The sequence below is a fragment of the Erwinia sp. AK-PDG3-5 genome, from assembly GCF_056821705.1.
The window spans coordinates 2,653,331-2,679,086 of the sequence record NZ_CM165967.1; the positions used below are offsets into that span (position 1 = coordinate 2,653,331).

24 protein-coding genes and 1 pseudogene are annotated in these 25,756 nt (G+C 56.7%); 14 read left to right on the forward strand and 11 right to left on the reverse strand.

Going from position 1 to position 25,756, the window contains the following annotated elements; all coding sequences use genetic code 11:
* Positions 1 to 10: 10 nt before the first annotated feature.
* Complete coding sequence (gene araA / locus AC1UKS_RS12160) at positions 11 to 1,519, forward strand: L-arabinose isomerase (protein ID WP_482433784.1); 1,509 nt, start codon at positions 11 to 13, stop codon at positions 1,517 to 1,519.
* Positions 1,520 to 1,555: 36 nt separating this feature from the next.
* A pseudogene (locus tag AC1UKS_RS12165) lies at positions 1,556 to 2,251 on the forward strand (LysR family transcriptional regulator substrate-binding protein); the annotation flags it as partial.
* A 48-nt stretch (positions 2,252 to 2,299) separates the two neighbouring features.
* On the opposite strand, the gene yjfF reads toward AC1UKS_RS12165, so the two are convergent.
* From yjfF to ytfQ, 4 genes are read right to left on the reverse strand one after another with little or no spacing between them, the layout of a single operon-like run.
* Complete coding sequence (gene yjfF, locus AC1UKS_RS12170) at positions 2,300 to 3,286, reverse strand: galactofuranose ABC transporter, permease protein YjfF (protein ID WP_053143452.1); 987 nt, start codon at positions 3,284 to 3,286, stop codon at positions 2,300 to 2,302.
* The gene (gene ytfT / locus AC1UKS_RS12175) at positions 3,279 to 4,298 is read right to left on the reverse strand and encodes a galactofuranose ABC transporter, ATP-binding protein YtfT (RefSeq protein ID WP_482433786.1); all 1,020 of its coding nucleotides are present in this window, start codon (positions 4,296 to 4,298) and stop codon (positions 3,279 to 3,281) included. Before ytfT ends, yjfF begins: the two co-directional genes overlap by 8 nt.
* Entirely contained in the window at positions 4,291 to 5,817 is a 1,527-nt protein-coding gene (ytfR, locus tag AC1UKS_RS12180) for a galactofuranose ABC transporter, ATP-binding protein YtfR (RefSeq protein ID WP_013201976.1), read from the reverse strand. Before ytfR ends, ytfT begins: the two co-directional genes overlap by 8 nt.
* 54 nt (positions 5,818 to 5,871) lie before the next feature.
* Positions 5,872 to 6,828, reverse strand: a complete 957-nt coding sequence (gene ytfQ / locus AC1UKS_RS12185) for a galactofuranose ABC transporter, galactofuranose-binding protein YtfQ (protein ID WP_265910316.1) — start codon at positions 6,826 to 6,828, stop codon at positions 5,872 to 5,874.
* Positions 6,829 to 7,325: 497 nt separating this feature from the next.
* On the opposite strand from ytfQ, the gene ydgT reads away from it, so the two are divergent.
* The 9 genes from ydgT (at position 7,326) to nth (ending at position 14,652) form a co-directional block, all read left to right on the forward strand.
* Positions 7,326 to 7,541, forward strand: coding sequence for a transcription modulator YdgT (ydgT, locus tag AC1UKS_RS12190; protein WP_013201973.1), 216 nt, complete (start codon positions 7,326 to 7,328; stop codon positions 7,539 to 7,541).
* A 110-nt stretch (positions 7,542 to 7,651) separates the two neighbouring features.
* Positions 7,652 to 8,092, forward strand: a complete 441-nt coding sequence (locus AC1UKS_RS12195; protein WP_013201972.1) for a DUF2569 domain-containing protein — start codon at positions 7,652 to 7,654, stop codon at positions 8,090 to 8,092.
* Positions 8,093 to 8,215: 123 nt separating this feature from the next.
* The gene (rsxA, locus tag AC1UKS_RS12200) at positions 8,216 to 8,797 is read left to right on the forward strand and encodes an electron transport complex subunit RsxA (RefSeq protein WP_013201971.1); all 582 of its coding nucleotides are present in this window, start codon (positions 8,216 to 8,218) and stop codon (positions 8,795 to 8,797) included.
* Complete coding sequence (rsxB, locus tag AC1UKS_RS12205; RefSeq protein ID WP_482433787.1) at positions 8,797 to 9,372, forward strand: electron transport complex subunit RsxB; 576 nt, start codon at positions 8,797 to 8,799, stop codon at positions 9,370 to 9,372. The genes rsxA and rsxB overlap by 1 nt, the downstream gene beginning before the upstream one ends.
* Entirely contained in the window at positions 9,365 to 11,635 is a 2,271-nt protein-coding gene (gene rsxC, locus AC1UKS_RS12210; RefSeq protein ID WP_482433789.1) for an electron transport complex subunit RsxC, read from the forward strand. Before rsxB ends, rsxC begins: the two co-directional genes overlap by 8 nt.
* Complete coding sequence (gene rsxD, locus AC1UKS_RS12215; protein WP_482433791.1) at positions 11,636 to 12,697, forward strand: electron transport complex subunit RsxD; 1,062 nt, start codon at positions 11,636 to 11,638, stop codon at positions 12,695 to 12,697.
* Positions 12,697 to 13,326, forward strand: a complete 630-nt coding sequence (gene rsxG / locus AC1UKS_RS12220) for an electron transport complex subunit RsxG (protein ID WP_482433793.1) — start codon at positions 12,697 to 12,699, stop codon at positions 13,324 to 13,326. The genes rsxD and rsxG overlap by 1 nt, the downstream gene beginning before the upstream one ends.
* Positions 13,319 to 14,020, forward strand: a complete 702-nt coding sequence (locus tag AC1UKS_RS12225) for an electron transport complex subunit E (RefSeq protein WP_482433795.1) — start codon at positions 13,319 to 13,321, stop codon at positions 14,018 to 14,020. Before rsxG ends, AC1UKS_RS12225 begins: the two co-directional genes overlap by 8 nt.
* Positions 14,017 to 14,652, forward strand: a complete 636-nt coding sequence (gene nth / locus AC1UKS_RS12230; RefSeq protein ID WP_265910312.1) for an endonuclease III — start codon at positions 14,017 to 14,019, stop codon at positions 14,650 to 14,652. Before AC1UKS_RS12225 ends, nth begins: the two co-directional genes overlap by 4 nt.
* 11 nt (positions 14,653 to 14,663) lie before the next feature.
* Here the strand turns inward: nth and AC1UKS_RS12235 are convergent, their stop codons facing one another.
* The 4 genes from AC1UKS_RS12235 to betI all read right to left on the reverse strand — a co-directional run bounded on the left by AC1UKS_RS12235 (position 14,664) and on the right by betI (position 19,375).
* On the reverse strand, positions 14,664 to 15,350 hold the full coding sequence (locus AC1UKS_RS12235; protein ID WP_482433797.1) for an MFS transporter: 687 nt from the start codon (positions 15,348 to 15,350) through the stop codon (positions 14,664 to 14,666).
* A gap of 192 nt (positions 15,351 to 15,542) precedes the next feature.
* Complete coding sequence (betA, locus tag AC1UKS_RS12240; RefSeq protein WP_265910310.1) at positions 15,543 to 17,225, reverse strand: choline dehydrogenase; 1,683 nt, start codon at positions 17,223 to 17,225, stop codon at positions 15,543 to 15,545.
* Positions 17,226 to 17,294: 69 nt separating this feature from the next.
* Complete coding sequence (betB, locus tag AC1UKS_RS12245) at positions 17,295 to 18,752, reverse strand: betaine-aldehyde dehydrogenase (protein ID WP_482436963.1); 1,458 nt, start codon at positions 18,750 to 18,752, stop codon at positions 17,295 to 17,297.
* Positions 18,753 to 18,778: 26 nt separating this feature from the next.
* Positions 18,779 to 19,375 (reverse strand): transcriptional regulator BetI, encoded by a 597-nt coding sequence (gene betI / locus AC1UKS_RS12250; protein ID WP_482433799.1) that lies wholly within the window; start codon positions 19,373 to 19,375, stop codon positions 18,779 to 18,781.
* Between the two features lie 662 nt (positions 19,376 to 20,037).
* On the opposite strand from betI, the gene dtpA reads away from it, so the two are divergent.
* Entirely contained in the window at positions 20,038 to 21,534 is a 1,497-nt protein-coding gene (gene dtpA, locus AC1UKS_RS12255) for a dipeptide/tripeptide permease DtpA (RefSeq protein WP_265910308.1), read from the forward strand.
* Between the two features lie 54 nt (positions 21,535 to 21,588).
* Here the strand turns inward: dtpA and AC1UKS_RS12260 are convergent, their stop codons facing one another.
* Both AC1UKS_RS12260 and AC1UKS_RS12265 read right to left on the reverse strand, forming a co-directional pair.
* Positions 21,589 to 22,479 (reverse strand): pyridoxamine 5'-phosphate oxidase family protein, encoded by an 891-nt coding sequence (locus AC1UKS_RS12260; protein WP_482433801.1) that lies wholly within the window; start codon positions 22,477 to 22,479, stop codon positions 21,589 to 21,591.
* A 2-nt stretch (positions 22,480 to 22,481) separates the two neighbouring features.
* Positions 22,482 to 23,099, reverse strand: a complete 618-nt coding sequence (locus tag AC1UKS_RS12265) for a glutathione S-transferase (RefSeq protein WP_482433803.1) — start codon at positions 23,097 to 23,099, stop codon at positions 22,482 to 22,484.
* 96 nt (positions 23,100 to 23,195) lie between these two features.
* On the opposite strand from AC1UKS_RS12265, the gene AC1UKS_RS12270 reads away from it, so the two are divergent.
* Together AC1UKS_RS12270 and gstA are read left to right on the forward strand one after the other, a co-directional pair.
* Entirely contained in the window at positions 23,196 to 24,098 is a 903-nt protein-coding gene (locus AC1UKS_RS12270) for a LysR family transcriptional regulator (protein ID WP_482433804.1), read from the forward strand.
* Between the two features lie 114 nt (positions 24,099 to 24,212).
* Positions 24,213 to 24,815, forward strand: a complete 603-nt coding sequence (gene gstA, locus AC1UKS_RS12275; RefSeq protein WP_482433806.1) for a glutathione transferase GstA — start codon at positions 24,213 to 24,215, stop codon at positions 24,813 to 24,815.
* 53 nt (positions 24,816 to 24,868) lie between these two features.
* On the opposite strand, the gene pdxY is transcribed toward gstA, so the two are convergent.
* The gene (gene pdxY / locus AC1UKS_RS12280; RefSeq protein WP_482433808.1) at positions 24,869 to 25,729 is read right to left on the reverse strand and encodes a pyridoxal kinase PdxY; all 861 of its coding nucleotides are present in this window, start codon (positions 25,727 to 25,729) and stop codon (positions 24,869 to 24,871) included.
* Positions 25,730 to 25,756: the final 27 nt, after the last annotated feature.

Sequence of the window (25,756 nt, forward strand, 5' to 3'; positions counted from 1 at the left end):
AGAATGAAAAATGACTCAGCCTAATGCGCTTAACGTCTGGTTTGTGATTGGTACTCAGCATCTTTACGGCGCGGAAACCTTGCGTCAGGTGGAACAGCATGGTCAGCAGGTCGTGGACGGGCTTAATCGTGACGGTCGTCTGCCGTTTAACCTGGTGCTGAAGCCGCTGGTGAAAAGCCCTGACGAAGCGCTGGCGCTGTGCCGTCAGGCCAATCATGCGGAAGACTGTCTGGGCATCGTGACCTGGCTGCATACCTTTTCGCCGGCCAAAATGTGGATTGGTGGATTAACTATCCTCAACAAGCCGTTGCTGCAATTCCATACCCAGTTCAATGCCGAGATCCCATGGGACAGCATGGATATGGACTTTATGAACCTGAACCAGACCGCACACGGCGGCCGCGAGTTCGGCTTTATCGGCGCTCGTATGCGTCTGCAGCACAGCGTGATCACCGGGCACTGGCAGGATAGGGTCGCGCAGGAGCGTCTGGGCCAGTGGATGCGCGCGGCGGCGGCAAAGCAGGCCAGCCAGAATCTTAAAGTGGCGCGTTTCGGCGACAATATGCGTGAAGTGGCGGTGACCGAAGGCGACAAAGTGGCGGCACAGATCCAGTTCGGCTATTCGGTTAACGGCTGGGGCGTCGGCGATCTGGTTGACGTGATTAACGGCGTCAGCGACGGCGACGTCAACGCGCTGGTTGATGAGTACGAAAGCCTGTACGACTTCACCGCCGCGGCCGCCGTCAACGGCGAGAAGCGCCAGAACGTGCTGGATGCGGCGAAAATCGAGCTGGGCATTAAGGGCTTCCTGCAACATGAAGGCTGTATGGCGTTCACCACCAACTTCCAGACGCTGCATGGCATGACCCAGTTGCCGGGCCTGGCGGTGCAACGTCTGATGCAGCAAGGCTATGGTTTCGCCGGTGAAGGCGACTGGAAAACTGCCGCGCTGCTGCACGTGTTTAAGGTGATGGCGACCGGCCTGCCGGGCGGCACCTCGTTTATGGAGGATTACACCTATCACTTCTCACCGGGCAATGAGCTGGTGTTGGGTTCCCATATGCTGGAAGTCTGTCCTTCGATCGCCAAAGAGAGCCGCCCGTTAATTGACGTGCAGTATCTGGGCATCGGCGGTAAGGCCGATCCGGCGCGGATGATCTTCTCCACCCCTGCTGGCCGCGCGGTGAACGCCAGCGTCATCGATATGGGCGATCGTTTCCGCCTGCTGGTCAACGTGGTGGATGCCATTGAACAGCCTAAACCGCTGCCTAAGCTGCCGGTCGCGCGGGCGTTGTGGCATGCACAGCCATCACTGGCCACCGCCTCCGAAGCCTGGATCCTCGGCGGCGGTGCGCACCACACGGTGTTCAGCCAGGCGCTGACGGTTGACGATATGCGACAGTATGGCGAGATGCATGGCATTGAAGTGCTGGTGATTGATGATGAAACCACCCTGCACGGCTTTAAGGATGCGCTGCGCTGGAACGAGGCCTATTACCGCCTGAATCAGCGCTACTAAGTCAGTAATGGCCTGAATGCATAAGGCCTTAAACCAAAAGCCCTTCTGGTTGCAGAAGGGCTTTTTTTATTAATGGTGAACCAGGGTGGCGATGGCACCTTACGCATTGGCCTGGTGCCGTCGGTCAGCACGTTGCTGTTTCCGGCGGTGCCGCAACTCTTGTCGGCGCATTTTCCAGCGATGCGGGTAGAGTTACACGATCTGACCAATGACGCCTTATTACAGGCGGTAGAGAACGGTTCGGTCGATTTTGGGATTGGCGCCACGGACAGCACGGTGCCGGACGCCATCGCCGTGTATCCGCTGCTTGAGGATCCTTTTGTCGCGGTGATCCGCCGTGACGACCCGCTGGCTGAGGGCCATAACATTCCGTGGCGACAGCTCGCCAAACGGGAACTCGCGCTGTTTTCTAAAGGGAACGTCAGCAGACTGGTCACCTCAATGATTGAGAGTCACCGGTTGCAGTTGCGGGTGGGGTATCGTGTCGATTTTCAGGAAACGCTGTATGGACTGGTGCGGTCACGTCTGGCGCTGGCCATCCTGCCCGAGCTGTACACCGCGACCTTAAACGATAACGAACTGAGGGTGATCCATTTACAGCAGCCGACGCTGAGCCGCACCGTTGCCATGATGCGCAAGCCTGCCCCACTGCGATCGCCCAAAATTGAGCACTGTTTACAGTTTTTGCTGCACTCCTTCCATCGGCAGATCGCCAGGCAAGCGCCAGGCTGATTTCACCGGCAGTGGGTGACCCGCTGAGGCCACCCAGCGCCGGGGTTTTTATCCTGCCAGACGCTTCACCGGCGCATTCTGCTGGCGGTCCCACATCACGGTCAGCAGCCGCTGCAGCGCGATAAAGGCGAACAGCAGGATGCCGATGGCAATCTTGGTCCACCAGGAGCTTAAGGTGCCATCAAAGTTAATCCAGGTCTGGATCAACCCCTGAATCAGCACGCCAAACAGCGTACCCAACACCGTGCCAACCCCGCCTGACAGCAGCGTACCGCCGATCACTACCGACGCGATGGCATCCAGCTCGACGCCCATCCCCGCCAGCGCATAGCCGGATGAGGTGTAGATCGAGAACACGATGCCGGCCAGAGTAGCCAGCGCAGACGACAGCATATAGATACGGATGGTGGTGCTGCGGGTGGAAATCCCCATCAGCTGGGCGGAAGTGACGTTGCCGCCAATGGCGTATACCTGATTACCAAAGCGGCTGCGGTGCGCCAGCACAATACCGAACACCACCACCACCAGCATGATCACCGCCAGCAGGCTGAGCCGCCCGCCGCCGGGGATTTTCCAGGCCAGGCTGGACAGCGTGGTATACAGCGGATGATCGATCGGCAGCGAGCTTTCGGAGACCAGGAAGCTGCTGCCGCGCAGGAAGAACATCCCGGCGAGGGTGATAATAAACGCCGGGATTTTCAGCGCGTCGATCAGCCAGCCCATAAAGGCACCAAACGCCGAGCCCATCACCATCACCAGCGCGAACGCCAGCCAGGGATCAAGATGGAAATCGCCGATGGCGCGGGCAAGGAACACGCCGGTAAAGGCGATCACCGCGCCGACGGAGAGATCGATGCCGCCGGAGAGGATCACAAAGGTCATGCCGACCGCAATAATGCCGAGGAAGGCGTTATCGGTCAGAATATTGGCGATCACCCGCGTGGAGGCAAAGCCGGGAAACTGACTGAGGCAGAACAGATACCCGGCAACAAATACCAGCAGGGTAATCATCAGGGGGAGATGACGTTTAAGCACCTTTGCGCCCTCGCTTGAACAGTTGAATAAACCGTGGCGACTGAATCAACAGCACCGCCATCACCACTACCGCTTTCACGACCTGATTCAGTTCAGGCGGGAAGCCTGACAGCAGAATACCGGTGTTCATTGCCTGGATGATCAGCGCACCAATCAGTGACAGCAACAGGTTGTAACGCCCGCCCATCAACGACGCGCCGCCGATGACCACCGCCAGGATGGCATCCAGCTCCAGCCACAGCCCGGCGTTATTGGCGTCGGCACCGCGAATATCGGCGGCCACAATCAGCCCGGCCACCGCCGCGCATAAGCCGCTGATCACATAGGTGGTCATCACGATCAGCCAGCCATTCACACCGGCATTGCGTGCGGCGCGCAGGTTGATGCCCACCGCTTCGATAAACATCCCCAGCGCCGTTTTACGGGTTAGTACCCAAACCAGCAGCGCCATTACCAGGGTGATCCATACCGGCACCGGCAGGGTCAACAGCGTGCCGCTGCCCAGTCGCGCCAGCGAATCACTGTCGAAGGTGACGATTTGCCCCTGGGTAATCAGCTGCGCAATGCCCCGGCCTGCCACCATCAGGATCAGCGTGGCGACAAACGGCTGGATCTTCAGCAATGCCACCAGCACTCCATTCCATAAACCGCAGAGAAGCCCGGTGCCCAGCGTGGCAAATATGATCACCGGCAGGCTGTGTCCGGAGACGGTCAGCGTGGCTGCCGTGGCACCGGCAATCGCCATCACCGCGCCCACCGACAGGTCGATACCGCCGGTGGCGATCACCAGCGTCATGCCGATCGCCAGAATGGCCACCGGCGCCGCACGGTTAAGGATATCGATCGGGCTGCCAAACAGACGGCCGTCCTGAATATGAATAGCAAAGAAATTGTTGGCCACCAGGCTGTCGATAATCAGCACCAGCACCAGCGCCGCGATTTGCGGCATCCCTGCGGGCAGTTTGCGTTTGAACATGCGCGTTTTCCCCGGCACCAGATGTGACTCAAGCATGTTGGGTTCCCCCAGCGGCGATAGCATTAACAATGGCGGCGACGGAGAGTTGCTCAAGCGGAATTTCCGCCACCTGCTGACGATCTCTGAGGATCACCACCCGATCCGCGTAGCCCACCAGCTCTTCAAGTTCAGAGGAGATCACCAGCAGCGCCAGACCATCCGCACACAAGGATTCAATCAGGCGAATAATTTCGGCATGCGCGCCGACGTCGATACCGCGCGTGGGCTCATCGAGGATCAGGAACTGCGGTTTAGTCACCAGCCAGCGGGAGAGCAGGACTTTTTGCTGATTTCCCCCCGACAGCAACTCAACCGGCTGATCGGCATTCGGCGTGCGGATCCCCATCGCTTTGATAAAGCGGTCGGCGATCTGCTGCTGCTCACGGCGCTTAATCGGACGCAGCCAGCCGCGCTGAGCCTGCAACGCGAGGATAATGTTTTCCCGCACCGATGCCGCGCCAACGATGCCGTCGGTTTTACGATCTTCCGGGCAGAAACCCATGCCGAGGTGCGAGGCCTGCGCCGGCGTGCGGATAGTGCGCTTTTTGCCTTTGATCCAGGCCGTGCCGCTGTCGGCGCGGCGGATGCCAAAGAGCAGTTCAGCGGTTTCTGTCCTGCCGGAACCCAGTAATCCGGCCAGACCCACCGCTTCGCCCGGTCGGACGCTGAGGCTGAAAGGTTCAATGGTCCCTTTCTTGCCGTAATCCTTAAACTCCACCACTGGCTGATTGCTTTTCAGGGTGCTGCCGGCGCGTTGCAGTGCGGTTTCCAGCAGTTCACGTCCCAGCATCAGCTTAATCAGTTCAATTTGCGGCAGCGCCCGGGTATCACGTGTGGCAACGAACTGGCCGTTACGCAGCACCGTGATGCGGTCGCTGACTTTGTAAACCTGGTCGAGAAAGTGGGTGACGAAGATCAGCCCCATGCCCTTCGCTTTCAGCTGATTCATCAGCGTGAACAACATCTCCACTTCACTGGCATCGAGACTGGCGGTTGGTTCATCGAGGATCAGCACTTTCGCCGACAGATCCACCGCGCGGCAGATGGCAATAATCTGCTGCATCGCCACCGAGTACTGCCCTAATGGCCGGGTGACATCCAGTTCGAAACCGTAGCTGTGCAGTAATGCCTCGGCCTTACGCACCAGGGTTTTGCGGTCGATCAGACCAAAGCGGCGCGGTTCACGGCCGATATACAAATTGTCCGCCACCGACATATTCGGCAGCAGGTTAACTTCCTGATACACGGTACCAATGCCGATGCTCTGCGCTTCAGCGGTGTTTTGCGGATTGATGGCCTGACCGTCCAGCGTCACGCTGCCACTGTCGCGTTTATAGACGCCGGTCAGCACTTTGATAATGGTGGATTTACCGGCACCGTTTTCCCCCAACAGCGCCATAATTTCGCCCGGGCGGACATCAAAAGAGACATTATCCAGCGCTTTAACGCCAGGAAAGGCTTTGCTGACGCCACTGATGGTGAGCAGTGGCGTCATTGAGGTGTTCTGGGAGTTCATACGACTTCGCCTCAACCATGAAAAAAGCCGCCTGAGGAGCAGGCGGCGCGGTGGTTAGTAACCCATGCCTTTTTTCTTGTCTAACTGAGACTGCGCATCGGCAGGCAGATAAAGCTTCGATTCGGTTTTGATGATTTTTGGCGGCATGGTGCCGTCTTTCTTGAATTTCTCCAGCGCATCGAACGCCGGGCCAGCCATATTTGGCGTCAGCTCAACGTTGGCATTCGCTTCGCCAGCCTGCATGGCTTTATAGATGTCCGGCACGCCGTCGATTGAACCGGTCAGGATATCTTTGCCTGGCTTGAGGCCGGCTTCTTTGATGGCCTGAATGGCACCGATGGCCATGTCATCATTGTGGGCATACACCATGCAGATATTTTTGCCGTTGTTCTCTGCCTTGATAAAGCTTTCCATCACTTCCTTACCTTTGCTGCGGGTAAAGTCACCGGACTGAGAACGAATAATTTTGATGCCAGGCGCGCTGGAGATCGCTTCAGCAAAGCCTTTTTTACGGTCGATGGCGACGCTGGCGCCAACGGTGCCTTGCAGCTCAACCACGTTACACGGCTTACCATTCTGCTGTTTGACCAGCCAGTCGCCAATCAGCTTACCTTCGTAGACGTTATCCGCAGTGACCACTGCCATATACAGCGACTTGTCTTTTACCACGATGGCGCGGTCTAACAGGAATACCGGGATCCTGGCGTCTTTCGCTTCTTCAAGCACCGGCTCCCAACCTGTCTGCACCACCGGCGCGATAAAGATCGCATCCACGCCCTGCGCGATAAACGAACGCACCGCCTTGATCTGGTTCTCCTGTTTCTGCTGACCATCAGCAATTTTCAGGGTGATCCCGCGCTTCTGGGCCTCGCTTTTCGCCACGCTGGTTTCCGCAGCACGCCAGCCTGATTCGGAGCCAACCTGTGAGAAACCGACCGTCATGGATTCAGCCAGTGCGGCGCCGGAAAGGCTGGCACTGATGAGGGTGGTTAAAAGTAAACGCTTCCACATGATCATTTTTCCTCTGATGGGATTTGGTTGTGTAGGGTCAAACGCCACTAAATCCTGGACTATCCTGAAGCAAACATTTACGACAACGCTCACAAAACACAACAATTAAAAGAGGTTACGCGATTTGACCGCTGGCAACGTCAGGCGGCTGATATGGATAAAACGCGCGGAGGGTTTTCACGACATGTTAAATAACTGTAATAAACATAAGCGCTTAACAATTGCCTCAATGGAAGCGATTACAACACCGCGTCAGGTTCTGTCACGCGCTGCGGTTGTTTTAGCGGCGAAGGTAATTAACAGTTTTGTGACTCACACCACATCTGCACCAGGCCAGCGGAAGAGAAGCTGATGGCAGAATGACCGAATGGGATTAAAAATGCGCAAAATTCCTGGGCTATAGTCTGAATTTACAGTCAGTTACTCGTTTGTCCTCTGGACAGAAACCCTGCCAGCCATATACTTGGGCCTCCTGATCCCTATCCCTAACGGCCATCATGACAGTCGAAGATTATCTGTTGAAGTTTCGTAAAGTGAGCTCGCTTGAAACGCTGGAAAAGCTGTTCGACCATCTGAATTATTCTCTTACCGATGATAATGAGATTTCGAATATGTATCGCGCTGCCGATCACCGCCGCGCAGAACTGACCTCTGGCGGTCGTCTGTTTGATTTGGGTTGCGTGCCAAAATCGGTCTGGCGCTATGTGGTCTAAATTTTCCATTCAATAATCAACTGGCCTTCCGTATACTCTTTGGTCCTCAAGGTGCATGACTGGTTTGGATCACAAACGGTCTTTATTACCCGATTTAAAAGGATTAAAGAGTGGCTACAGCTTCACCCCCACGCATTGCCGGACTGCTTCTGGTGCCACTCGCCTGGTTAATTATGACCATGCTGACCAGTGCCGTTGTGGTGGCCATGTATTTGAGCGCGTTATTAACGCCAGAACTGCGTAGCGCCCTGTTTAATAACACCCATGCGTTTACGCTGCAGTGGAGTATCTCACTGTTGACCTCACTGGTGGTCTGGGCGTACAGCATTTGGGTCACATGGATTTTTTGCAAACGCTCACGTCGGCTGCCACGTCATTACATTATCTGGCTGCTGATCACCGTGCTGCTGGCGATCAAGACCTTCGCGTTTTCGCCGGTCAGCGATGCGGCGGCGATCAGAACCTTACTGATTGCGCTGCTGGCCGCAGCGGTGCTGGTGCCGTACTTCAAACGCTCCCAGCGGGTGAAAACCACCTTTATTGAGCCGTGAAGCCGAAAAAACCAGCATATATTTAATCCTCCGTGCGTTTAGGGAATATCCTTACTGCTGGGTTGTTGTCGTAAAGCCGCCAATGTTCGATAATAGGCGGCTTTCTTTTTATCAGGCCAAAACATGACCGAATACCTGCTTCTTTTTGTTGGCACAGTGCTGGTGAACAACTTCGTTCTGGTGAAGTTTCTCGGCCTCTGTCCCTTTATGGGCGTTTCCAAAAAACTGGAGACGGCGATTGGCATGGGACTCGCCACCACATTCGTTATCACCCTGGCCTCGATCTGCGCCTGGCTGGTAAACCACTTTATTCTGCTGCCGCTGGATCTCGTTTACCTGCGCACGATGGCCTATATCCTGGTGATCGCGGTAGTGGTGCAGTTCACCGAGATGGTGGTGCGCAAAACCAGCCCCGACCTTTATCGCCTGCTGGGGATTTTCCTGCCGCTGATCACCACCAACTGTGCGGTGCTGGGCGTGCCGTTGTTAAGCGTTAACCTCAATCATACTTTCCTGCAGGCCGCGCTGTTTGGCTTTAGCGGCGCGCTGGGCTTCTCGCTGGTGATGGTGCTGTTTGCCGGCATCCGCGAACGTCTGGTGCTGGCTGAAGTCCCTGCCCCGTTTAAAGGCTCCTCGATTGCGCTGGTGACGGCGGGTCTGATGGCATTGGCCTTTATGGGCTTCACCGGGTTGGTAAAATTCTGATGACTGCGGTGTGGATTGCTATTGCTGTGTTGAGCGTGTTGGGCCTGGTGTTTGGTGGCCTGTTGGGCTACGCCTCACGCCGTTTTGAAGTGGAAGAAGACCCGATTGTTGAGCAGATCGATGCGATTTTGCCGCAGAGCCAGTGCGGCCAGTGCGGCTATCCTGGCTGCCGTCCTTACGCGGATGCGGTGGGCAACAACGGTGAGATGATCAACAAGTGCGCGCCAGGTGGCGAGCAGACCATGCTGAAACTGGCTGCGCTATTAAACATTGAGCCGCAACCGCTGGGTGACGAAGCGGTGCTGGAGCCCGAGCGCAAGGTCGCCTGGATTGACGAAGAGAACTGCATCGGCTGTACCAAATGCATTCAGGCCTGCCCGGTTGACGCCATCGTTGGCGCAACCCGCGCGATGCATACCGTGCTGAGCGACGTCTGCACCGGCTGCGACCTCTGCGTGGCCCCTTGCCCAACTGACTGTATTGAGATGCGTCCGGTTGCGCCAACCACGGCCAGCTGGAAGTGGGATCTAAACACTATCCCGATCAAAGTTATTCCTGTGGAACGTCATGCGTAATCTGTTCAAATTCTTAAAGAAAGAGCCAATCTGGGATTTCGAAGGTGGTATTCATCCGCCTGAAATGAAAACCCAGTCTAACGGCACGCCCTTACGCCAGCTTCCTTTACCCGCGCGCTTTATCATCCCGATCAAGCAGCATATCGGCCATGAAGGTGAACTGCTGGTAAGCCCAGGCGATAAAGTACTGCGCGGCCAGCCGCTGACCTTTGGCCGTGGCCGGATGTTGCCGGTCCATGCGCCCAGCTCCGGCACCATTGAAGCGATTGGCCCGCATATCACCGCACACCCCTCCGCGCTGGCTGAAATGTGCATTTATCTTACGCCTGACGGTGAAGACCGCTGGTGCGATCTTCAGCCGGTGGCGGATTACCGTCAGGCCGATCGCAGTGAGATTGTGAACCTGATCCACCAGGCGGGCGTGGCCGGTCTCGGCGGTGCAGGTTTCCCTACGGCCACCAAGCTTAAGGGCGGTTTGCGCGGCGTCAGTACGCTGATCGTTAACGCGGCCGAGTGCGAACCCTACATTACCGCTGACGATCGTCTGATGCAGGACTGTGCGGACGAAGTGATCGAAGGCAGCCGCATTCTCGCCTGGGTGCTGCAATCTGACCGCGTATTGATTGGCATCGAAGATAACAAGCCTGAAGCCATCGCCGCGCTGAAAAAAGCGCTGGGTGAAGCCAAAGACATTCAGATCCGCGTGGTGCCGACCAAATACCCGTCGGGCGGCGCCAAGCAACTGACCAAGATTCTGACCGGGCTGGAAGTGCCGCACGGCGGGCGCTCAACCGATATTGGCGTACTGATGCAAAACGTCGGCACCGCCTATGCGGTTAAACGGGCGATCGTCAACGGCGAACCGTTGACCGAGCGCGTGGTGACGCTGACTGGCGAATCGGTCGGCAAACCCGGCAACGTCTGGGGCCGTCTCGGCACCCCAATCAGCCATCTGCTGCACAATGCCGACTTTAGTCCGGCATCCGGCCAGATGGTGGTGATGGGTGGCCCGTTGATGGGCTTTACGCTGCCCACGCTCGATGTGCCGGTGGTGAAGATCACCAACTGCATTCTGGCCCCGGCGGCCAACGAAATGGGCGACAACGAAGAAGAGCAATCCTGTATTCGTTGCAGCGCCTGTGCCGATGCCTGCCCGGCCGCCCTGCTCCCTCAGCAGCTGTACTGGTACAGCCGCGGCAAGGATCACGATAAAGCCCGCGAGCACAATATCGCCGACTGCATTGAATGCGGCGCCTGTGCCTACGTCTGTCCAAGCAATATTCCGCTGGTGCAGTATTACCGTCAGGAAAAAGCCGAGATCCGCGCCATCGACCTTGAAGCCGAGCGGAATGCGCAGGCCAAGGCCCGGTTTGAAGCGCGTCAGGAACGCCTTGAGCGAGAAAAGCTGGCCCGAGAAGCGCGCCATCAGCAGGCTAAACGCCCTGTCACCCGCAGCGATGCGGACAACGTTGAAGCAGCGTTAGCCCGCGTGAAGGCGAAAAAAGAGGCTGAGGCGCAGCAGCTGGCAGACGCTGACAATCCGGTTCAAACCGCCCAACGCACTGCACGCCATGCCCAGGCACTGGCGCATGGCGCAGAACGCCAGGCTGAAACCGAACCGGCGACCCGTCAGGTGGGCGATCCGCGTAAAGCGGCGGTTGAAGCCGCCATTGCGCGCGCGAAAGCCAAAAAAGCCGCACAGGTTGAACCGGCGTCAGCCGATGCCGAACCGGCGGTCGACCCGCGTAAAGCCGCAGTAGAAGCCGCCGTGGCGCGGGCGAAAGCCCGAAAAGCCGCGCTGGCCGCCGAGAAAGAAGCCGATGCTGAGCCGGTGGCGCAAGCCGTTGCGCCTGAGCCGACTGAAGAACCGGTCGACCCGCGTAAAGCAGCGGTTGTGGCCGCTATTGCCCGTGCTAAAGCGAAGAAAGCGGCACAGGCGGCTGAATCTGAACCAGTCAAACAGGCTGATGTTGCGCCAGCGGCACCGGTCACTGCGCCAGAACAGACTGAAGAACCGGTCGACCCGCGTAAAGCGGCGGTTGCGGCCGCTATCGCCCGAGCTAAAGCCAGGAAAGCGGCACAGGCGGCTGAGTCTGAACCAGTAAAACAGGCTGATATTGCGCCAGAACACGCTGCCGCTCATGACGACACGCATTCCGCAGGGCCGTCTGAACCTTCAGACGATCCCCGCAAAGCGGCAGTGGCGGCGGCCATCGCACGTGTAAAAGCGCGCAAGGCGCAGCAATCGACGCAAGAGGATTAAATGGCTTTTCGACTCGCAAGTTCGCCCTACACCCACAACCGCCGCAGCACCAGCACCATTATGCTGCTGGTGTTGCTGGCTGCCTTACCGGGCATTGCCGCACAGCTGTATTTTTTTGGCTGGGGTAACCTGATTCAGGTGCTGATTGCCGCCGTCGCCGGGGTCGCTGCGGAAGCTGCGATCCTGAAAATGCGTAAACTGCCGCTGTCTAAAACCCTCGGCGATAACTCCGCCCTGCTGACCGCGCTGTTGTTGGGGATCAGTATTCCCCCGCTGGCCCCCTGGTGGCTGATCGTGATTGGTACGGTGTTTGCGGTGGTGATCGCCAAGCAGCTGTATGGCGGATTGGGCCAGAACCCGTTCAACCCGGCGATGGTCGGTTATGTGGTGTTGCTGATTTCCTTCCCGGTGCAGATGACCAGCTGGTTGCCGCCGGATACCTTGCAGTCGATCACGCCGGGCTTTATGGACACCCTGAGCATGATCTTCCAGGGTCATACGCTGGCTGGCCATACCATGCAGCAGTTGCAGATTGGCGTGGATGGCATCAGTCAGGCCACGCCGCTGGATACCTTTAAAACCGGTCTGCGTGCCGGGCACAGCGCTGAACAGTTACGCGCACAGCCGATTTACAGCGGCGTGATTGCCGGTCTGGGCTGGCAGTGGGTCAACGTCGGCTATCTGGTCGGCGGCCTGTTCCTGCTGTTTACCAACAGCATTCGCTGGCACATTCCGGTCAGCATGCTGCTCTCGCTGGCGCTGTTTTCCTTCGTCGGCTGGTTCTTCTCGCCGGACAGCCTGGTGTCGCCCATGGTGCATCTGTTCTCCGGTGCCACCATGCTGGGCGCGTTCTTTATCGCCACCGATCCGGTCACCGCATCGACCACCAATAAAGGCCGCCTGGTGTATGGCGTGTTGATTGGCTTGCTGGTGTGGCTGATCCGCAGCTTTGGCGGCTATCCGGATGGCGTGGCCTTTGCGGTGTTGCTGGCAAATATCACCGTGCCGTTAATTGATTACTACACGCAGCCGCGCGTTTACGGCCACCGGAAGGAAAAATAATGCTGGATGCGATTCGTAAAAACGGCGTCACGCTGGCGGTTTTCGCTGCCGTGACTACCGGCGTGACGGCAATAACTAACAATGTCACCAAGCCAACCATCGATCATCAGACTGAACTCCAGCAAAAAATCTTGCTGGATCAGGTGGTTCCGACCGATCTGTACAACAACCACATTCAGCAGGAATGTTACATTGTCACCGATCCGGCGCTGGGCGCGGGGCCTCAGCACGTTTACCTGGCGCGTAAAGATGACAAGCCGGTGGCTGCTGCGGTTGAGACTACGGCACCGGACGGCTATTCTGGAGCCATTAAGATGATTGTGGGCGCCGACTTTAACGGTAAGGTGCTTGGCGTTCGCGTGGTAGAACATCATGAAACGCCCGGGCTTGGCGATAAAATTGAGCTGCGCATTTCAAACTGGATCACCAGTTTTAACGGCGTGCAGCTGAAAGGCAAAGACGACGCCCAGTTTGCGGTGAAGAAAGATGGCGGCACCTTTGATCAGTTCACCGGGGCGACCATAACGCCACGTGCGGTGGTCAACGCCTCTAAACGCACCACGCTATATATTGAAACATTGCCGGGTAAGCTCGCTTCCCTGTCACCTTGTGGAGAGTCCAATGAGTGAAGCAAAAACGCTGATTGTCGGCGGCCTGTGGAAAAATAACTCCGCGCTGGTTCAGCTGCTGGGGCTGTGTCCCCTGCTGGCAGTCACCTCGACCGCCACTAACGCCCTTGGCCTCGGCCTGGCAACGACCCTGGTGCTCACCTGCACCAACTCGGCGATCTCGGCTTCACGGCGTTGGGTGCCTGCTGATATCCGCATTCCCATCTACGTAATGATCATTGCGGCGGTGGTGAGCTGCGTACAGATGCTGATCAATGCTTACGCTTACGGTCTGTATCAGTCATTAGGGATCTTTATTCCGCTGATCGTCACCAACTGTATCGTGGTGGGACGCGCCGAGGCCGTTGCCTCGAAAAGCAGCGTTGCGCTGTCGGCGCTCGACGGCTGTTTCATCGGGCTTGGCGCCACCAGCGTGATGGTGGTGTTGGGTTCACTGCGTGAGATCATCGGTAACGGCACCATTTTCAATGGCGCAGACCAGCTGTTAGGCCCGTGGGCGAAAGTGCTGCGCATTCAGGTGTTCCACTTTGATTCACCGATGCTGTTGGCGATGCTGCCACCGGGCGCGTTTATTGGCCTGGGCATGCTGCTGGCAGCCAAATACGTTATCGACAACAAGCTCAAGGCACGTGCGGCGCTGAAAGCCGCTCAGAAAACCCAAAGCCTGCCAGAAGGGAAAGCGAGCGCGCTGTGAATAAGGACAAACGTCAGCAAATTTTGAGCCGGTTGCGGGACAATGACCCGCATCCCACCACGGAATTGGTATTTACCTCCCCTTTTGAGCTGTTGATTGCAGTGCTGCTTTCCGCACAGGCGACCGATGTCAGCGTGAACAAAGCCACCGCCAAACTTTATCCGGTGGCCAATACGCCGGAAGCGATGCTGGCGTTAGGGGTGGATGGGGTGAAGGAGTACATCAAAACCATCGGCCTGTTCAATACCAAAGCCGAGAACGTGATCAAGACCTGCCGCATCCTGCACGAACAGCATCAGGGCGTGGTGCCGGAAGATCGTGCCGCGCTGGAAGCGCTGCCCGGCGTGGGCCGTAAAACCGCTAACGTGGTGCTGAATACCGCCTTTGGCTGGCCAACCATCGCTGTCGATACCCATATTTTCCGCGTCTGCAATCGCACCAATTTTGCGCCAGGCAAGAACGTTGAGTTGGTTGAAGAGAAGCTGCTGAAGGTGGTGCCGAAAGAGTTCAAGGTCGACTGCCATCACTGGTTTATCCTGCATGGCCGCTATACCTGCGTGGCGCGCAAGCCGCGCTGCGGATCCTGCCTGATTGAAGACCTCTGCGAGTTTGGCGAAAAAACCGAGGTCTGACCGGCCCCGGTTTACCTTGCCAGGTCCTTCTCCCCCGCATTCTTCTCCAGCCGCCAGACATCCACCAGCGACATCACCACCAGCAGGGCAATCGCCGCAAAGGCGATATGAATATCCTGCTGGCTGGGTGAGGTCTGTCCGGCCAGCTGCATGGAAAATCGCAGGATCATTGCCGAGATGGCAATGCCAAAGCTCATGCTGAACTGGAACAGGATGCTGAAGATCACCGAGGCTTCACTCAGTTTTTCCCGCGGCACATCGGCAAATCCCATGCTGTTATAACAGCTGAACTGCAACGACCGCGATAATCCGCCAATAAACAGAATGGCGGCGATCAACAAATATCCCTGCGCCGGCGTAATAAACAGGCAGCTCAGAATCGAGAAGATGCTGAGCATCCCGTTAAGAAACAGAATTCGCTTAAAACCAAATCTGAACATCAGCCAGGTAGTTGCCGGTTTCATCGCCAGATTCCCGGCAAATACCCACAGCACCATCGACCCTGCCTGCGCGGCACTCCAGCCAAAACTCAGCTGAAACAGCAGCGGTAACAGGAACGGGATGGCATTGATCGAGGCACGGAAGAAGGATCCCCCCACCACCGCACTTCTGAAGGTCGGAATGCGCAGCATCGACAGCGAGAGCAACGGCGTTGCATGTTGCAGGCTGTGACGCCATGCCAGCAGGCTGCACACCACGCCCAGCGCCAGCAGCAGGATCCCCAGCGACGGCGGTGGCTTTGGTCATGTTAAGCGTCGGTCCATGGACTAAAGGTTTACTATAGAAAAAATTGATCGCGGGCGGGTTAAAAAAAGGGCGGAATTTTCATTCCGCCCTCTTCGCTATCGGCTTTGTTTAACAGGGTTTTTCCCTGCTCCGACAGTCAGTGATTATTTTATGCCTTCTTCAACCGCCACTTCGGCCTGTTCACGCTGCAGCTGGTAATACTCTGCGGTGGACAACGCCAGCGGCGTTTTGCCACGGATCAGATCCGCCATTTTCTCGGCAATCATCACCGTTGGCGCATTGAGGTTGCCGGTGGTGATCTGCGGCATGATTGACGCATCGACCACACGCAAGTTCTGCATACCGTGTACGCGGCCCTGGGCATCGACCACGGCCATCTCGTCGTTGCCCATCGCGCAGCTGCCGCAGGGGTGATAGGCCGTCTCTGCATGTTCGCGGATAAAGGTATCGATATCTTCATCGCTCTGCACATGCGCACCCGGCTGGATCTCTTCACCGCAATATTCGGCAAGCGCCTGCTGTTGCATGATTTCACGCGTCAGACGCACCGCATTGCGGAATTCTTCCCAGTCACGATCTTCAGACATGTAGTTGAAGAAGATCGACGGCGCGGCATACGGATGCTTCGAGGTCAGCTTGACGCGGCCACGGCTCATCGAACGCATTGGGCCTACGTGTGCCTGGAATCCGTGCTCTTTTACCGGGCTGCTGCCGTTGTAGTTGATGGCAACGGGCAGGAAGTGGTATTGCAGATCCGGCCAGTCTGGCTTGTCATCACTGCGAATAAAGCCACCGGCTTCAAACTGGTTGCTGGCGCCAATGCCGGTGCCGTTAAACAGCCATTCGGCTCCGATAGCCGGCTGGTTCCACCACTGCAGCGACGGATACAGGCTGACCGGCTTTTTGCAGCGGAACTGCATGTACACTTCCAGGTGATCCTGTAAGTTACGACCGACACCCGGCAACGCATGCACCACGTCAATGTCCAGCTCGCGCAGCCACTCTTCAGGGCCGACACCGGAACGCTGCAGGATTTGTGGTGAGGCAATCGCACCGGCACACAGCAGCACTTCACGCGTGGCGTGCGCCTGCTCTTCTTTGCCGTTACGTAACCAGCTGACGCCGGTAGCCGTTTTGCCGCTGAACAGAATGCGGTCCGTCTGCGCATGGGTGACGATGGTCAGGTTTGAACGCTGCTTGGCCACGTCCAGATAGCCTCTGGCGGTGCTGGAACGGCGGCCCTGAGCGGTCACGGTACGATCCATCGGGCCGAAACCATCCTGGCGATAACCGTTAAGGTCATCCGTTTCGTGGTGGCCGGCCTGAGTGGCGGCATCGATAAAGGCGCGGAACAACGGATTATTGCCGGCTTTTGGCGTGGTGACGCTCAGGTAACCTTCGCCACCGTGATAGTCGTTCTCGCCGATATCGCGCTTCTCTGCCTTGCGGAAATACGGCAGGCAGTTCAGATACGACCAGTTTTCCAGCCCTTTCTTGCTGGCCCAGTTGTCGTAATCCATCGCGTTGCCGCGGATATAGCACATGCCGTTGATCAGGGAAGAACCGCCCAGACCTTTGCCGCGACCACATTCCATGCGGCGGTTATTCATCTTCGGCTCAGGATCGGTTTCAAACGCCCAGTTATAACGTTTACCCTGCAGCGGGTAAGCCAAAGCGGCTGGCATTTGGGTACGGAAGTCCCAGCGATGATCTTTCCCGCCCGCTTCCAGTAAAAGTACCGATACGTCAGCATCCTCAGTCAGTCGCGTGGCCAGTACGTTACCTGCTGAACCAGCGCCAATAATAATATAATCAAATTTCTGCATTAAGCCTCCAGATAGCCGCGACAGTACTGCCGCGGCAAAAAAATCAGACTGCGAAAAAAAGCGCGCGCATCAGAACGCGGAAGGATACTCGCCCATCTCAATCAGGATGGATTTGGTGCGGGTATAGTGGTGCAGCGTTTCCAGTCCGTTTTCACGGCCGACGCCAGACTGCTTATAGCCACCGACAGGCATAGGTGCCGGTGATTCGCCCCAGGTATTCACCCAGCAAATCCCCGCTTCCATCTGATGGATCACACGATGTGCACGGTTCAGCGAGGTGGTGAAAATACCCGCTGCCAGACCGTATTCGGTGTTGTTGGCGCGATCGATCACTTCCTGCTCGTCATCAAATACCAGCACGCTCATCACCGGACCAAAGATCTCTTCCTGCACGATGCGCATATCATCGGTGCAATCGGTGAAGACCGTGGCTTCCACGTAGCACCCTTTGGCGAACGCGCCGTCAGTCATACGTGAACCGCCTGCCAATACGCGCGCGCCCTCTTTTTTACCGATATCGAGGTAAGAGACGACCTTCTGGCAGTGCCCTTCGCTGACCAGCGGTCCAAAGTTGACCTCTGGATCCAGCGGGTCACCGGCTTTGATGCCGGCCATTTTTTCCTGCAGGCGCTTTTCAAAGGCCGGCAGCAGCGAACGATGAACAAAGACGCGGGTGCCGTTAGTGCATACCTGCCCACTGCTGTAGAAGTTGGCCATCATCGCGCCGTCGACGGCACGCTCAAGCTCGGCATCTTCAAACACGATCAGCGGTGATTTGCCACCGAGTTCCATGGTGACGGATTTGAGGTTCGCCAGTGCCGCATCCGCCATCACGCGTTTACCGGTTTTCACTTCACCGGTGAAGGAGACTTTGGCAATTTTTGGATGCTGGCTCAGACCCTGGCCGACCGGGCCTGCGCCCTGAACCACGTTAAACACGCCATCCGGCAAACCGGCTTCGGTAAAGATTTTGGCCAGTTCCAGCACGCTTAACGGCGTGATTTCGCTTGGCTTGAAGATCATCGCGTTGCCAGTGGCCAGCGCCGGGGCACTTTTCCACAGGGCAATCTGAATCGGGTAGTTCCACGCGCCAATACCGGCACAGACGCCCAGCGGCTCGCGGCGGGTATACACCAGCGCGCTGTCGCGCAGAGGAATGGATTCGCCCTCTACCGCAACGGCCAGACCGGCGTAGTATTCCAGCACGTCAGCACCGGTGACGATATCGACCGCCGCCGTTTCGCTGATGGGCTTACCGGTATCGGCTGTTTCCAGCTCCGCCAGCTGTTGATTGCGTTCACGCAGCAGCGCAACCGCTTTCAGTAGCACACGGCTACGCTCAACCGGGGTGTAGCCACGCCAGATACGCTGGCCGGCTTCAGCCGAGGCCACGGCACGGTCAATATCCTGCTGGCTGGCAGAGGTGATCTCAGCCAGCACTTCGCCATTGGCGGGATTGATGGTGGTGAATGTTTCGCCATGACCGGGTTCTTCACGGCCATTAGTATAAAGTCCACGGCGTTGCATATCTGCCATGCATCCTCCTTTGGGGGTTAGTGTGCTGCGGCGTTGAGCCACAACGCGAGATTTTGATAACAGAGCGCACGGGCGTTTTCGACGCCCTTTGCCATCGGCTGCGGTGCTAAAGTCATACGCAACCACAAGCCGTCAATCAGTGCCGCGAGGCTGGCACCCGCATCGCGGGCCTGCTGCGCCGGGAGAACCCGGGCAAACTGCGCGGTCAGGTTCGAATAAAGGCGACGATCGTTAATCCGCTGCAACCGCTGCAAATCTGGCTGATGCAGGCTGTTGGTCCAGAAGGCCAGCCAGGTTTTCAGCACCGGCCCGGCAATCTGCGAGACGTCAAAGTTGCCATCAATAATGGCGCGAATCTGCGACGCCGGCTGGTCTTCCGCCTGTTTACGATGATGATCGACTGCCAGGTATAAGTCGGAAAGGATCTGCCGCATACAGGCATCCAGCAAACCATTTTTGTCGCCAAAATAGTGGCTGACAATCCCGGTCGAGACCCCGGCCTCTTTGGCAATCAACGCCAGACTGGCATCGGCCAGTCCCACCCTGTCGATTACCGTCAGCGTTGCGCGGATCAATTGCGCCTGACGTATGGCTTTCATTCCAACTTTTGGCATCGTGCTTCATCGGTTTTAGCTATTGAATGACAGGGATTATAGACTTTTTATATTGAACGTTCAATCAATAATAAGTTAAGCGTCTGTGAAGAGACCTCTTCTTCAAATGTTAGAAACGTCACATTGGGGTAAAAAGACGATGAAATGTGAAAAAATGCGGAATTTCAGCTGGAGAGCGGCTTGACAGGCAACAGGCTTATTTTTCAATCTTTAATATGTCATTTTAAAGTGATCTAAATCACATTTACGCCTTCATCTTGCGCTAAAATTGCACGTCTCAACGTTTTCGCGTGTGTAAGACTGATCAAAAGCGCCTGAACGGTTATTAATATTGCAGAGATAATTTCTAACGACAGATTGCTCTATCTTTATGCGCTAAGTTGGTTATTCCACCAGTTGGATAAACTTGCGCCTTATTAAAGAGACTTATATCGCATTTATCTAATTTATCAGTGCTATCAACCAATATACCGCATTTAACTTATCTTTAACACTTTAGCGCTGCGCGCTGGCGACATATGAAAAAACACTTGCCTGATGTGGCCCGATGAGCGAAATTAATCGCCGCTTTTCCACTCTTATAATCATGCGGCGAATGCCCACCTTGAATGACGACGACTTATTTTCTATGTCGAATCAGGATACGAACTCCAGAGGTACCAGTGTCAACTGCAAACAAACATCCCGAGGCAAGCAGCCTCAATGCGTTCAAGCAACCTAAATCGTTCTACCTGATCTTCTCAGTCGAACTGTGGGAACGCTTCGGTTATTACGGCCTGCAAGGCATCATGGCCGTCTACCTGGTGAAACAGCTGGGTATGTCAGAAGCCGACTCGATCACCCTGTTCTCCTCGTTCAGTGCGCTGGTTTACGGTCTGGTTGCCGTCGGCGGCTGGCTGGGCGATAAAGTGCTGGGCACCAAACGCGTTATCGTTTTGGGTACGCTGGTTCTGGCTCTGGGCTACGCGCTGGTCGCCTGGTCAGGTCATGACGTCGGCCTGGTGTATATCGGCATGGCAACCATTGCCGTCGGTAACGGCCTGTTTAAAGCCAACCCGTCCTCCCTGCTTTCAACCTGCTATGACAAAGACGATCCCCGTCTGGATGGCGCGTTCACCATGTATTACATGGCGATCAACATCGGCTCCTTCTTCTCTATGCTCGCCACCCCGTGGCTGGCCGCGAAATTTGGCTGGAGCGTGGCGTTCTCCCTGTCGTTTGTGGGCATGTTGCTGACGCTGGTCAACTTTATGATGTTCCGCAAGTGGGTGAAGAATTACGGCTCCAAGCCTGACTTCCAGCCGCTGCATTTCGGCAAACTGCTGGCAACGCTGGTCGGTGTCGCCGCGCTGGTAGTGCTGGCGACCTGGTTGTTACACAACCAGGGCATCGCGCGCCTGGTGCTGGCCGTGATTGCTGTCGGTATCGTGTTGATTTTTGCCAAAGAAGCCTTCGCTATGAAAGGGGCGGCCCGTCGTAAGATGATTGTCGCTTTCATCCTGATGGTACAAGCAGTGGTGTTCTTTGTTCTGTATATGCAGATGCCAACCTCGCTGAACTTCTTTGCCATCCGCAACGTTGAGCACAGCATCCTCGGTATCACGTTTGAGCCGGAGCAGTTCCAGGCCCTGAACCCGTTCTGGATCATGATTTTCAGCCCGATTCTGGCCGCGATCTACAACAAGATGGGCGATCGCATGCCGATGCCGCACAAGTTTGCGCTGGGGATGATCCTCTGCTCCGCCGCTTTCCTGGTGCTGCCAATGGGCGCGAAATTCGCTAACCAGATGGGCATCGTTTCCGTTAACTGGCTGATCCTCAGCTATGCGCTGCAGAGCGTCGGCGAGCTGATGATTTCCGGCCTGGGGCTGGCGATGGTGGCGCAACTGGTGCCGCAGCGTCTGATGGGCTTTATTATGGGTTCATGGTTCCTGACCACTGCCGGAGCAGCGATGATTGCCGGTAAAGTAGCGAATCTGATGGCGGTGCCGGAAAATATCACCGACCCACTGCAGTCGCTCCACGTTTACGGCGATGTGTTCTTGCAGATTGGGGTGGCAACCGGGGTGATTGCTATTCTGATGCTGCTGACCGCGCCTAAGCTGAACCGCATGACGCAGGACGACCAACAGTCTGAGCTGAAAGAAGCCAAGATCTAATACAACGTGGTTAAGCGAATAAGGGCGACGTGATGTCGCCCTTTTTTATGCCCGTTATCCGGCGGCCAGGGAGGAGTCAGCAAACTCCACCCGCAGTCCGGCAGCAGGAAACAGCTGACGCAGGCGGGTGACGTTTTCAACCTCAACCTGCCAGTAACGTTCGGTCAGCCCCTGTGCGGGTGACTGCCACTCAATTTCGGCCCGTCCCTGAATATGCAGCGCAGCGCCCTGATGAAAGTCCATCAGCAGCAGTGCGCATCGCGGTTCAACCAGCAAATTGCCCAGCGTGTTCATATAGCGGTTACCGCTGTAGTCCGGGATGCGTAATTTACCCTGCTGCACGGTGATAAAGCCTGACAGGCCTCCCCGGTGCGAAATATCCACACCGCCAACGCCATTTTCGCGCTGGGCATAACTGGCAACAAAAAAGGTGTCGGTGGCGGCAATCAGATAGCGGGCATCGGCATCCAGTGCCTGCAAAGGTTCAACCTCGACGTGCTGCACGCGCCCTTCGCCCCCGTCCGGTATATCCCGCCGTTGGATATACTTCGGACAGTTCCCGAAACTCTCCAGTACGCGGATACTGATCTGCCGATCGTTAACCGCCTCCACCACGCCATTCACCCGGTTGCGCCTTCTGTTCGAGAAGTCGATCCCCAGCCCGCCAACGGGCATTCCCGGCTTTAGGGTCGGTAACAGTGGCGCGTTGGCAATTGCCGCCAGCGAAATATCCAGCCTCGATCCGTCGTTGCTGTGAAGAAAACCTGCGGCTCCCTGCACTCGCATCGCGACGGGGAAGCCCTTCTCATCCAGCGCCGATAAGTAGAAGGCCGTCAGACCGGCATAAAATTGCCGGTGATGATCGGGCATGGCCAGGTAGACGGCTGCCCGCACCTCACGATACCCCGCCTTTTGTTGTGCCAGCCGTTCACCCGGGTGGAACATGATTAACCTGCCTCAGGGATCGGCAGCGGAGGCAGGCCAACAAATCCCGGGAGTGCCTCAACCTGCTTTATCCAGCGTTGAATGGCTGGGAACGGCGTCAGAGTGATGCCCCCTTCCGGCGCACAGGCAACGTAGGCGTAACAGGCCACATCGGCCAGCGTCGCCTGCTCACCCACCAGCCAACGCCTGTCGCTGAGGTGTTGCGCCATCTGTGGCAGGAATTTCGCCGCGACGCTCTTTGCCGAGTCGTAGTTCTCCGGCGTGGAAAACTGTTTGATCAGCCTGGCCGACGCCACGCCATAGCGGATCTCGCCTGCGGCTTTCGCCAGCCACTGATGGACTTCCACTTCCTGTTTGAGATCCTTTGGCAACCACTGGCTGTCTGGCGCATAGCGCTTCACCAGCCAAATCAAAATGGCGTTGCTGTCGACAATCGCCGTGTCCTCATCGATCAGCACCGGTACCTGCCCGAAGGGATTGACCGCCAGGAACTCGGCCGTTTTACGTTGCTCTGCACCGGCCTCTCGTTCTTCAAACGGCAAGTTCAGCAGCGTGAGCAGTAATTTAACGCGGTGGCCGTGGCCGGAAAGCGGTGTGGTGTACAACGTTAAAGCGGTCATGAGCGTCTCCTTTAGGGTTTCGATAAGCTTACTCTTGCGATAAACGAGGGAAAACTTGCAATATGGCAATTCATAATTTCATTTACCGGAATAATCATGGACAAACTGGATGAGCTTGAAGTGTTTGTTGCCGTGGTTCAGCAAGGCAGCCTGGCGGGCGCGGCGCGAAAGCTGCGCCGTTCTCCGCCGGCCATTACCCGCGCGCTGGCTTCTCTGGAGAGCCGATTTGACGCCAGCCTGATTGAGCGAACTACCCGACACCTTTCGCCGACGCCCGCGGGCCTGGTGCTGTTTGAACGCGCCAAAACCCTGCTTAACGACTATACGCTGGCGCTCCAGGATGCCGCGCGCACCCAATTAACCGGGCTGTTACGCGTGACGGCACCCGTACAGTTTGGCAGAAAGCACATTGCGCCGCTGGTGATGCAGTTTCTCGACAGCTATCCCGATATTCAAATTGAGCTTCTGCTGAACGACAGCTATCAGGACCTGATTGAACAGGGGCTGGATATGGCAGTCCGCATTGGGCAGCTGCGCGACTCCTCGCTGGTTGCCGTGGAAGTCGGTAGCGTGCAGCGCATTGTGTTAGCCAGCCCGGCCTATCTGGCAACAGCAGGCACGCCGGTTTCGCCCGGCGATTTGGTTAATCACCTGCTGATTGCGGGCACCTCGATCAGTTCCAGCAGGGAATGGCGGTTTGGCCCACCGGAAAATCAGGAGCGGGTGCGCATCCAGCCGGCGATGATGGTGAATGAAGTGGAAACGCAGCTGATTGCAGCGCGTGCAGGCAAAGGGATCACCCGTCTGCTCTCCTATCAGGCGTTCGAAGAGCTGCAGCAGGGGCTGCTTTGTGAGGTGTTAGCCGATTACCGGCCGCCAGGCCTGCCGGTTCAGCTGGTTACGCAGAATTTGAAGTATATGCCTGCCCGCGTGCGGGCTTTCTGGAACATGGCGCGTGAAACGCTTCCGACGTTGCCCTGTTTTCATTCGACAGTCTGAGGTGGGCTAAAAATCAGCCAGATAGTTTGCAGAAGTGCGCCGCCGGGCGCTGACTTTTTCGCCAGCCAGCATTAAGCTTGGAAGATCTTTTGCCACTGAGCTAAAGGAGCACCGATGAAACTGTATTATAAAGCTGGCGCCTGTTCGCTATCTCCGCATATCGTCCTGCAGGAATCCGGCCTCGATTTTACGCTGGTCGCCGTCGATTTGCAGAGCAAGAAAACCGAGCAGCAGGAAGACTATCTGCTCACCAATCCGAAGGGCCAGGTCCCGGCGCTGTTGCTGGATGACGGCACCGTGCTGACCGAAGGGGTTGCCATCGTTCAGTACCTGGCGGACCTGAAACCCGACCGCCATCTTCTGGCCCCCACCGGTCACCTGACGCGTTATCAGACCGTCGAATGGCTGAACTTTATTGCCACCGAGCTGCATAAAACCATTAGCCCACTGTTTGGATCGGCGACTCCCGAAGCGTACAAAACTCAGCTGCGCGAGAAACTGCGCGGCAAGTTCAGCTGGGTGAATCAGCAACTGGAAGGAAAACAGTGGCTGATGGGGCTGAAGTTTTGCGTGGCGGATGCCTATCTGTTTACCATGGTGCGTTGGGCAAAAGCCCTAAAGCTGGATCTGGCGGGTTTTGATGAGCTGGAAAGCTGGTTTACGCGGGTTGCAGAACGCCCAGCGGTAGAAGCGGCGCTGAAGGCCGAAGGGATGTGATCGGACATTCAGCAGATATTCCCCTCAGCGATGGCGGCTGAGGGGTAAAACGATCAGAGCTTCATCGCACCAAAATGCTGCTGTGGATTGGCAATGGCATCCTGTGCCGCAACCAGCTGCAGCTCATATTCGCCCATCTCGTGGGTTTTCAGCATCACTTCATACACCGCTGCAGTGATATGCTCCAGCGCCTCGCGCAGCGATTTACCCTGCAGGATATCCACCAGCAGCAGGCCGCTGGTCAAATCACCCACGCCAACCGGCTGACGCACGCCAAAATCGATCAGCGGACGGCTGATATGCCAGGCTTCATCCGCAGTGACCAGCAGCATCTCAAAGCGATCGCTGCGCTGTCCGGCCCTGGCCAGATGCTTGATCAGCACCAGTTTCGGTCCCTGAGCAATCAGTTCGCGCGCCGTGGCGACCGCTTCCTCAACGTTATTGACCGGGTGGCCACTGAGGATTTCGAGCTCGATCAGGTTCGGTGCGATGATATCGCTGGCGGGCATCGCCACTTTGGTATGAAACTCGGCCACGCCAGGTGCCACGATGCAGCCTTTTTCCGGATGTCCCATCACCGGATCGCAGAAATACAACGCATCCGGATTGGCCGCTTTCACCAGACGGACGATCTCCATAATCTCTTCGCCCTGCTCTTCGGAACCCAGATAGCCGCTCAATACCGCATCGCAGGTCTTCAGCCGATCGATATCGGCAATCCCCTTCACAATCTCCGTCAGATGCGTGGCCGGCATGACCATGCCGGCCCATTTGCCGTATTGCGTATGGTTAGAAAACTGCACGGTGTTCAGCGGCCAAACGTTTGCGCCCAGACGGCGCATAGGGAATTCGGAAGCACTGTTTCCGGCATGACCAAAAACGGTATGGGATTGAATAGAAAGTATGTTTTTCATAGCGAAACCTGAACCCTGCCAAAAATA

What these genes read in the sequence shown, in the direction of transcription:
- betB (WP_482436963.1), bottom strand. Translation starts at nt 18,752, where the DNA reads ATGCAACGCCGTGGACTTTATACTAATGGCCGTGAAGAACCCGGTCAT.
- AC1UKS_RS12270 (WP_482433804.1), top strand. Translation starts at nt 23,196, where the DNA reads ATGGACAAACTGGATGAGCTTGAAGTGTTTGTTGCCGTGGTTCAGCAA.
- araA (WP_482433784.1), top strand. Translation starts at nt 11, where the DNA reads ATGACTCAGCCTAATGCGCTTAACGTCTGGTTTGTGATTGGTACTCAG.
- AC1UKS_RS12265 (WP_482433803.1), bottom strand. Translation starts at nt 23,099, where the DNA reads ATGACCGCTTTAACGTTGTACACCACACCGCTTTCCGGCCACGGCCAC.
- gstA (WP_482433806.1), top strand. Translation starts at nt 24,213, where the DNA reads ATGAAACTGTATTATAAAGCTGGCGCCTGTTCGCTATCTCCGCATATC.
- betA (WP_265910310.1), bottom strand. Translation starts at nt 17,225, where the DNA reads ATGCAGAAATTTGATTATATTATTATTGGCGCTGGTTCAGCAGGTAAC.
- rsxC (WP_482433789.1), top strand. Translation starts at nt 9,365, where the DNA reads ATGCGTAATCTGTTCAAATTCTTAAAGAAAGAGCCAATCTGGGATTTC.
- ytfQ (WP_265910316.1), bottom strand. Translation starts at nt 6,828, where the DNA reads ATGTGGAAGCGTTTACTTTTAACCACCCTCATCAGTGCCAGCCTTTCC.
- ytfT (WP_482433786.1), bottom strand. Translation starts at nt 4,298, where the DNA reads ATGCTTGAGTCACATCTGGTGCCGGGGAAAACGCGCATGTTCAAACGC.
- rsxD (WP_482433791.1), top strand. Translation starts at nt 11,636, where the DNA reads ATGGCTTTTCGACTCGCAAGTTCGCCCTACACCCACAACCGCCGCAGC.
- AC1UKS_RS12260 (WP_482433801.1), bottom strand. Translation starts at nt 22,479, where the DNA reads ATGTTCCACCCGGGTGAACGGCTGGCACAACAAAAGGCGGGGTATCGT.
- betI (WP_482433799.1), bottom strand. Translation starts at nt 19,375, where the DNA reads ATGCCAAAAGTTGGAATGAAAGCCATACGTCAGGCGCAATTGATCCGC.
- ydgT (WP_013201973.1), top strand. Translation starts at nt 7,326, where the DNA reads ATGACAGTCGAAGATTATCTGTTGAAGTTTCGTAAAGTGAGCTCGCTT.
- AC1UKS_RS12225 (WP_482433795.1), top strand. Translation starts at nt 13,319, where the DNA reads ATGAGTGAAGCAAAAACGCTGATTGTCGGCGGCCTGTGGAAAAATAAC.
- rsxG (WP_482433793.1), top strand. Translation starts at nt 12,697, where the DNA reads ATGCTGGATGCGATTCGTAAAAACGGCGTCACGCTGGCGGTTTTCGCT.
- rsxB (WP_482433787.1), top strand. Translation starts at nt 8,797, where the DNA reads ATGACTGCGGTGTGGATTGCTATTGCTGTGTTGAGCGTGTTGGGCCTG.
- pdxY (WP_482433808.1), bottom strand. Translation starts at nt 25,729, where the DNA reads ATGAAAAACATACTTTCTATTCAATCCCATACCGTTTTTGGTCATGCC.
- ytfR (WP_013201976.1), bottom strand. Translation starts at nt 5,817, where the DNA reads ATGAACTCCCAGAACACCTCAATGACGCCACTGCTCACCATCAGTGGC.
- rsxA (WP_013201971.1), top strand. Translation starts at nt 8,216, where the DNA reads ATGACCGAATACCTGCTTCTTTTTGTTGGCACAGTGCTGGTGAACAAC.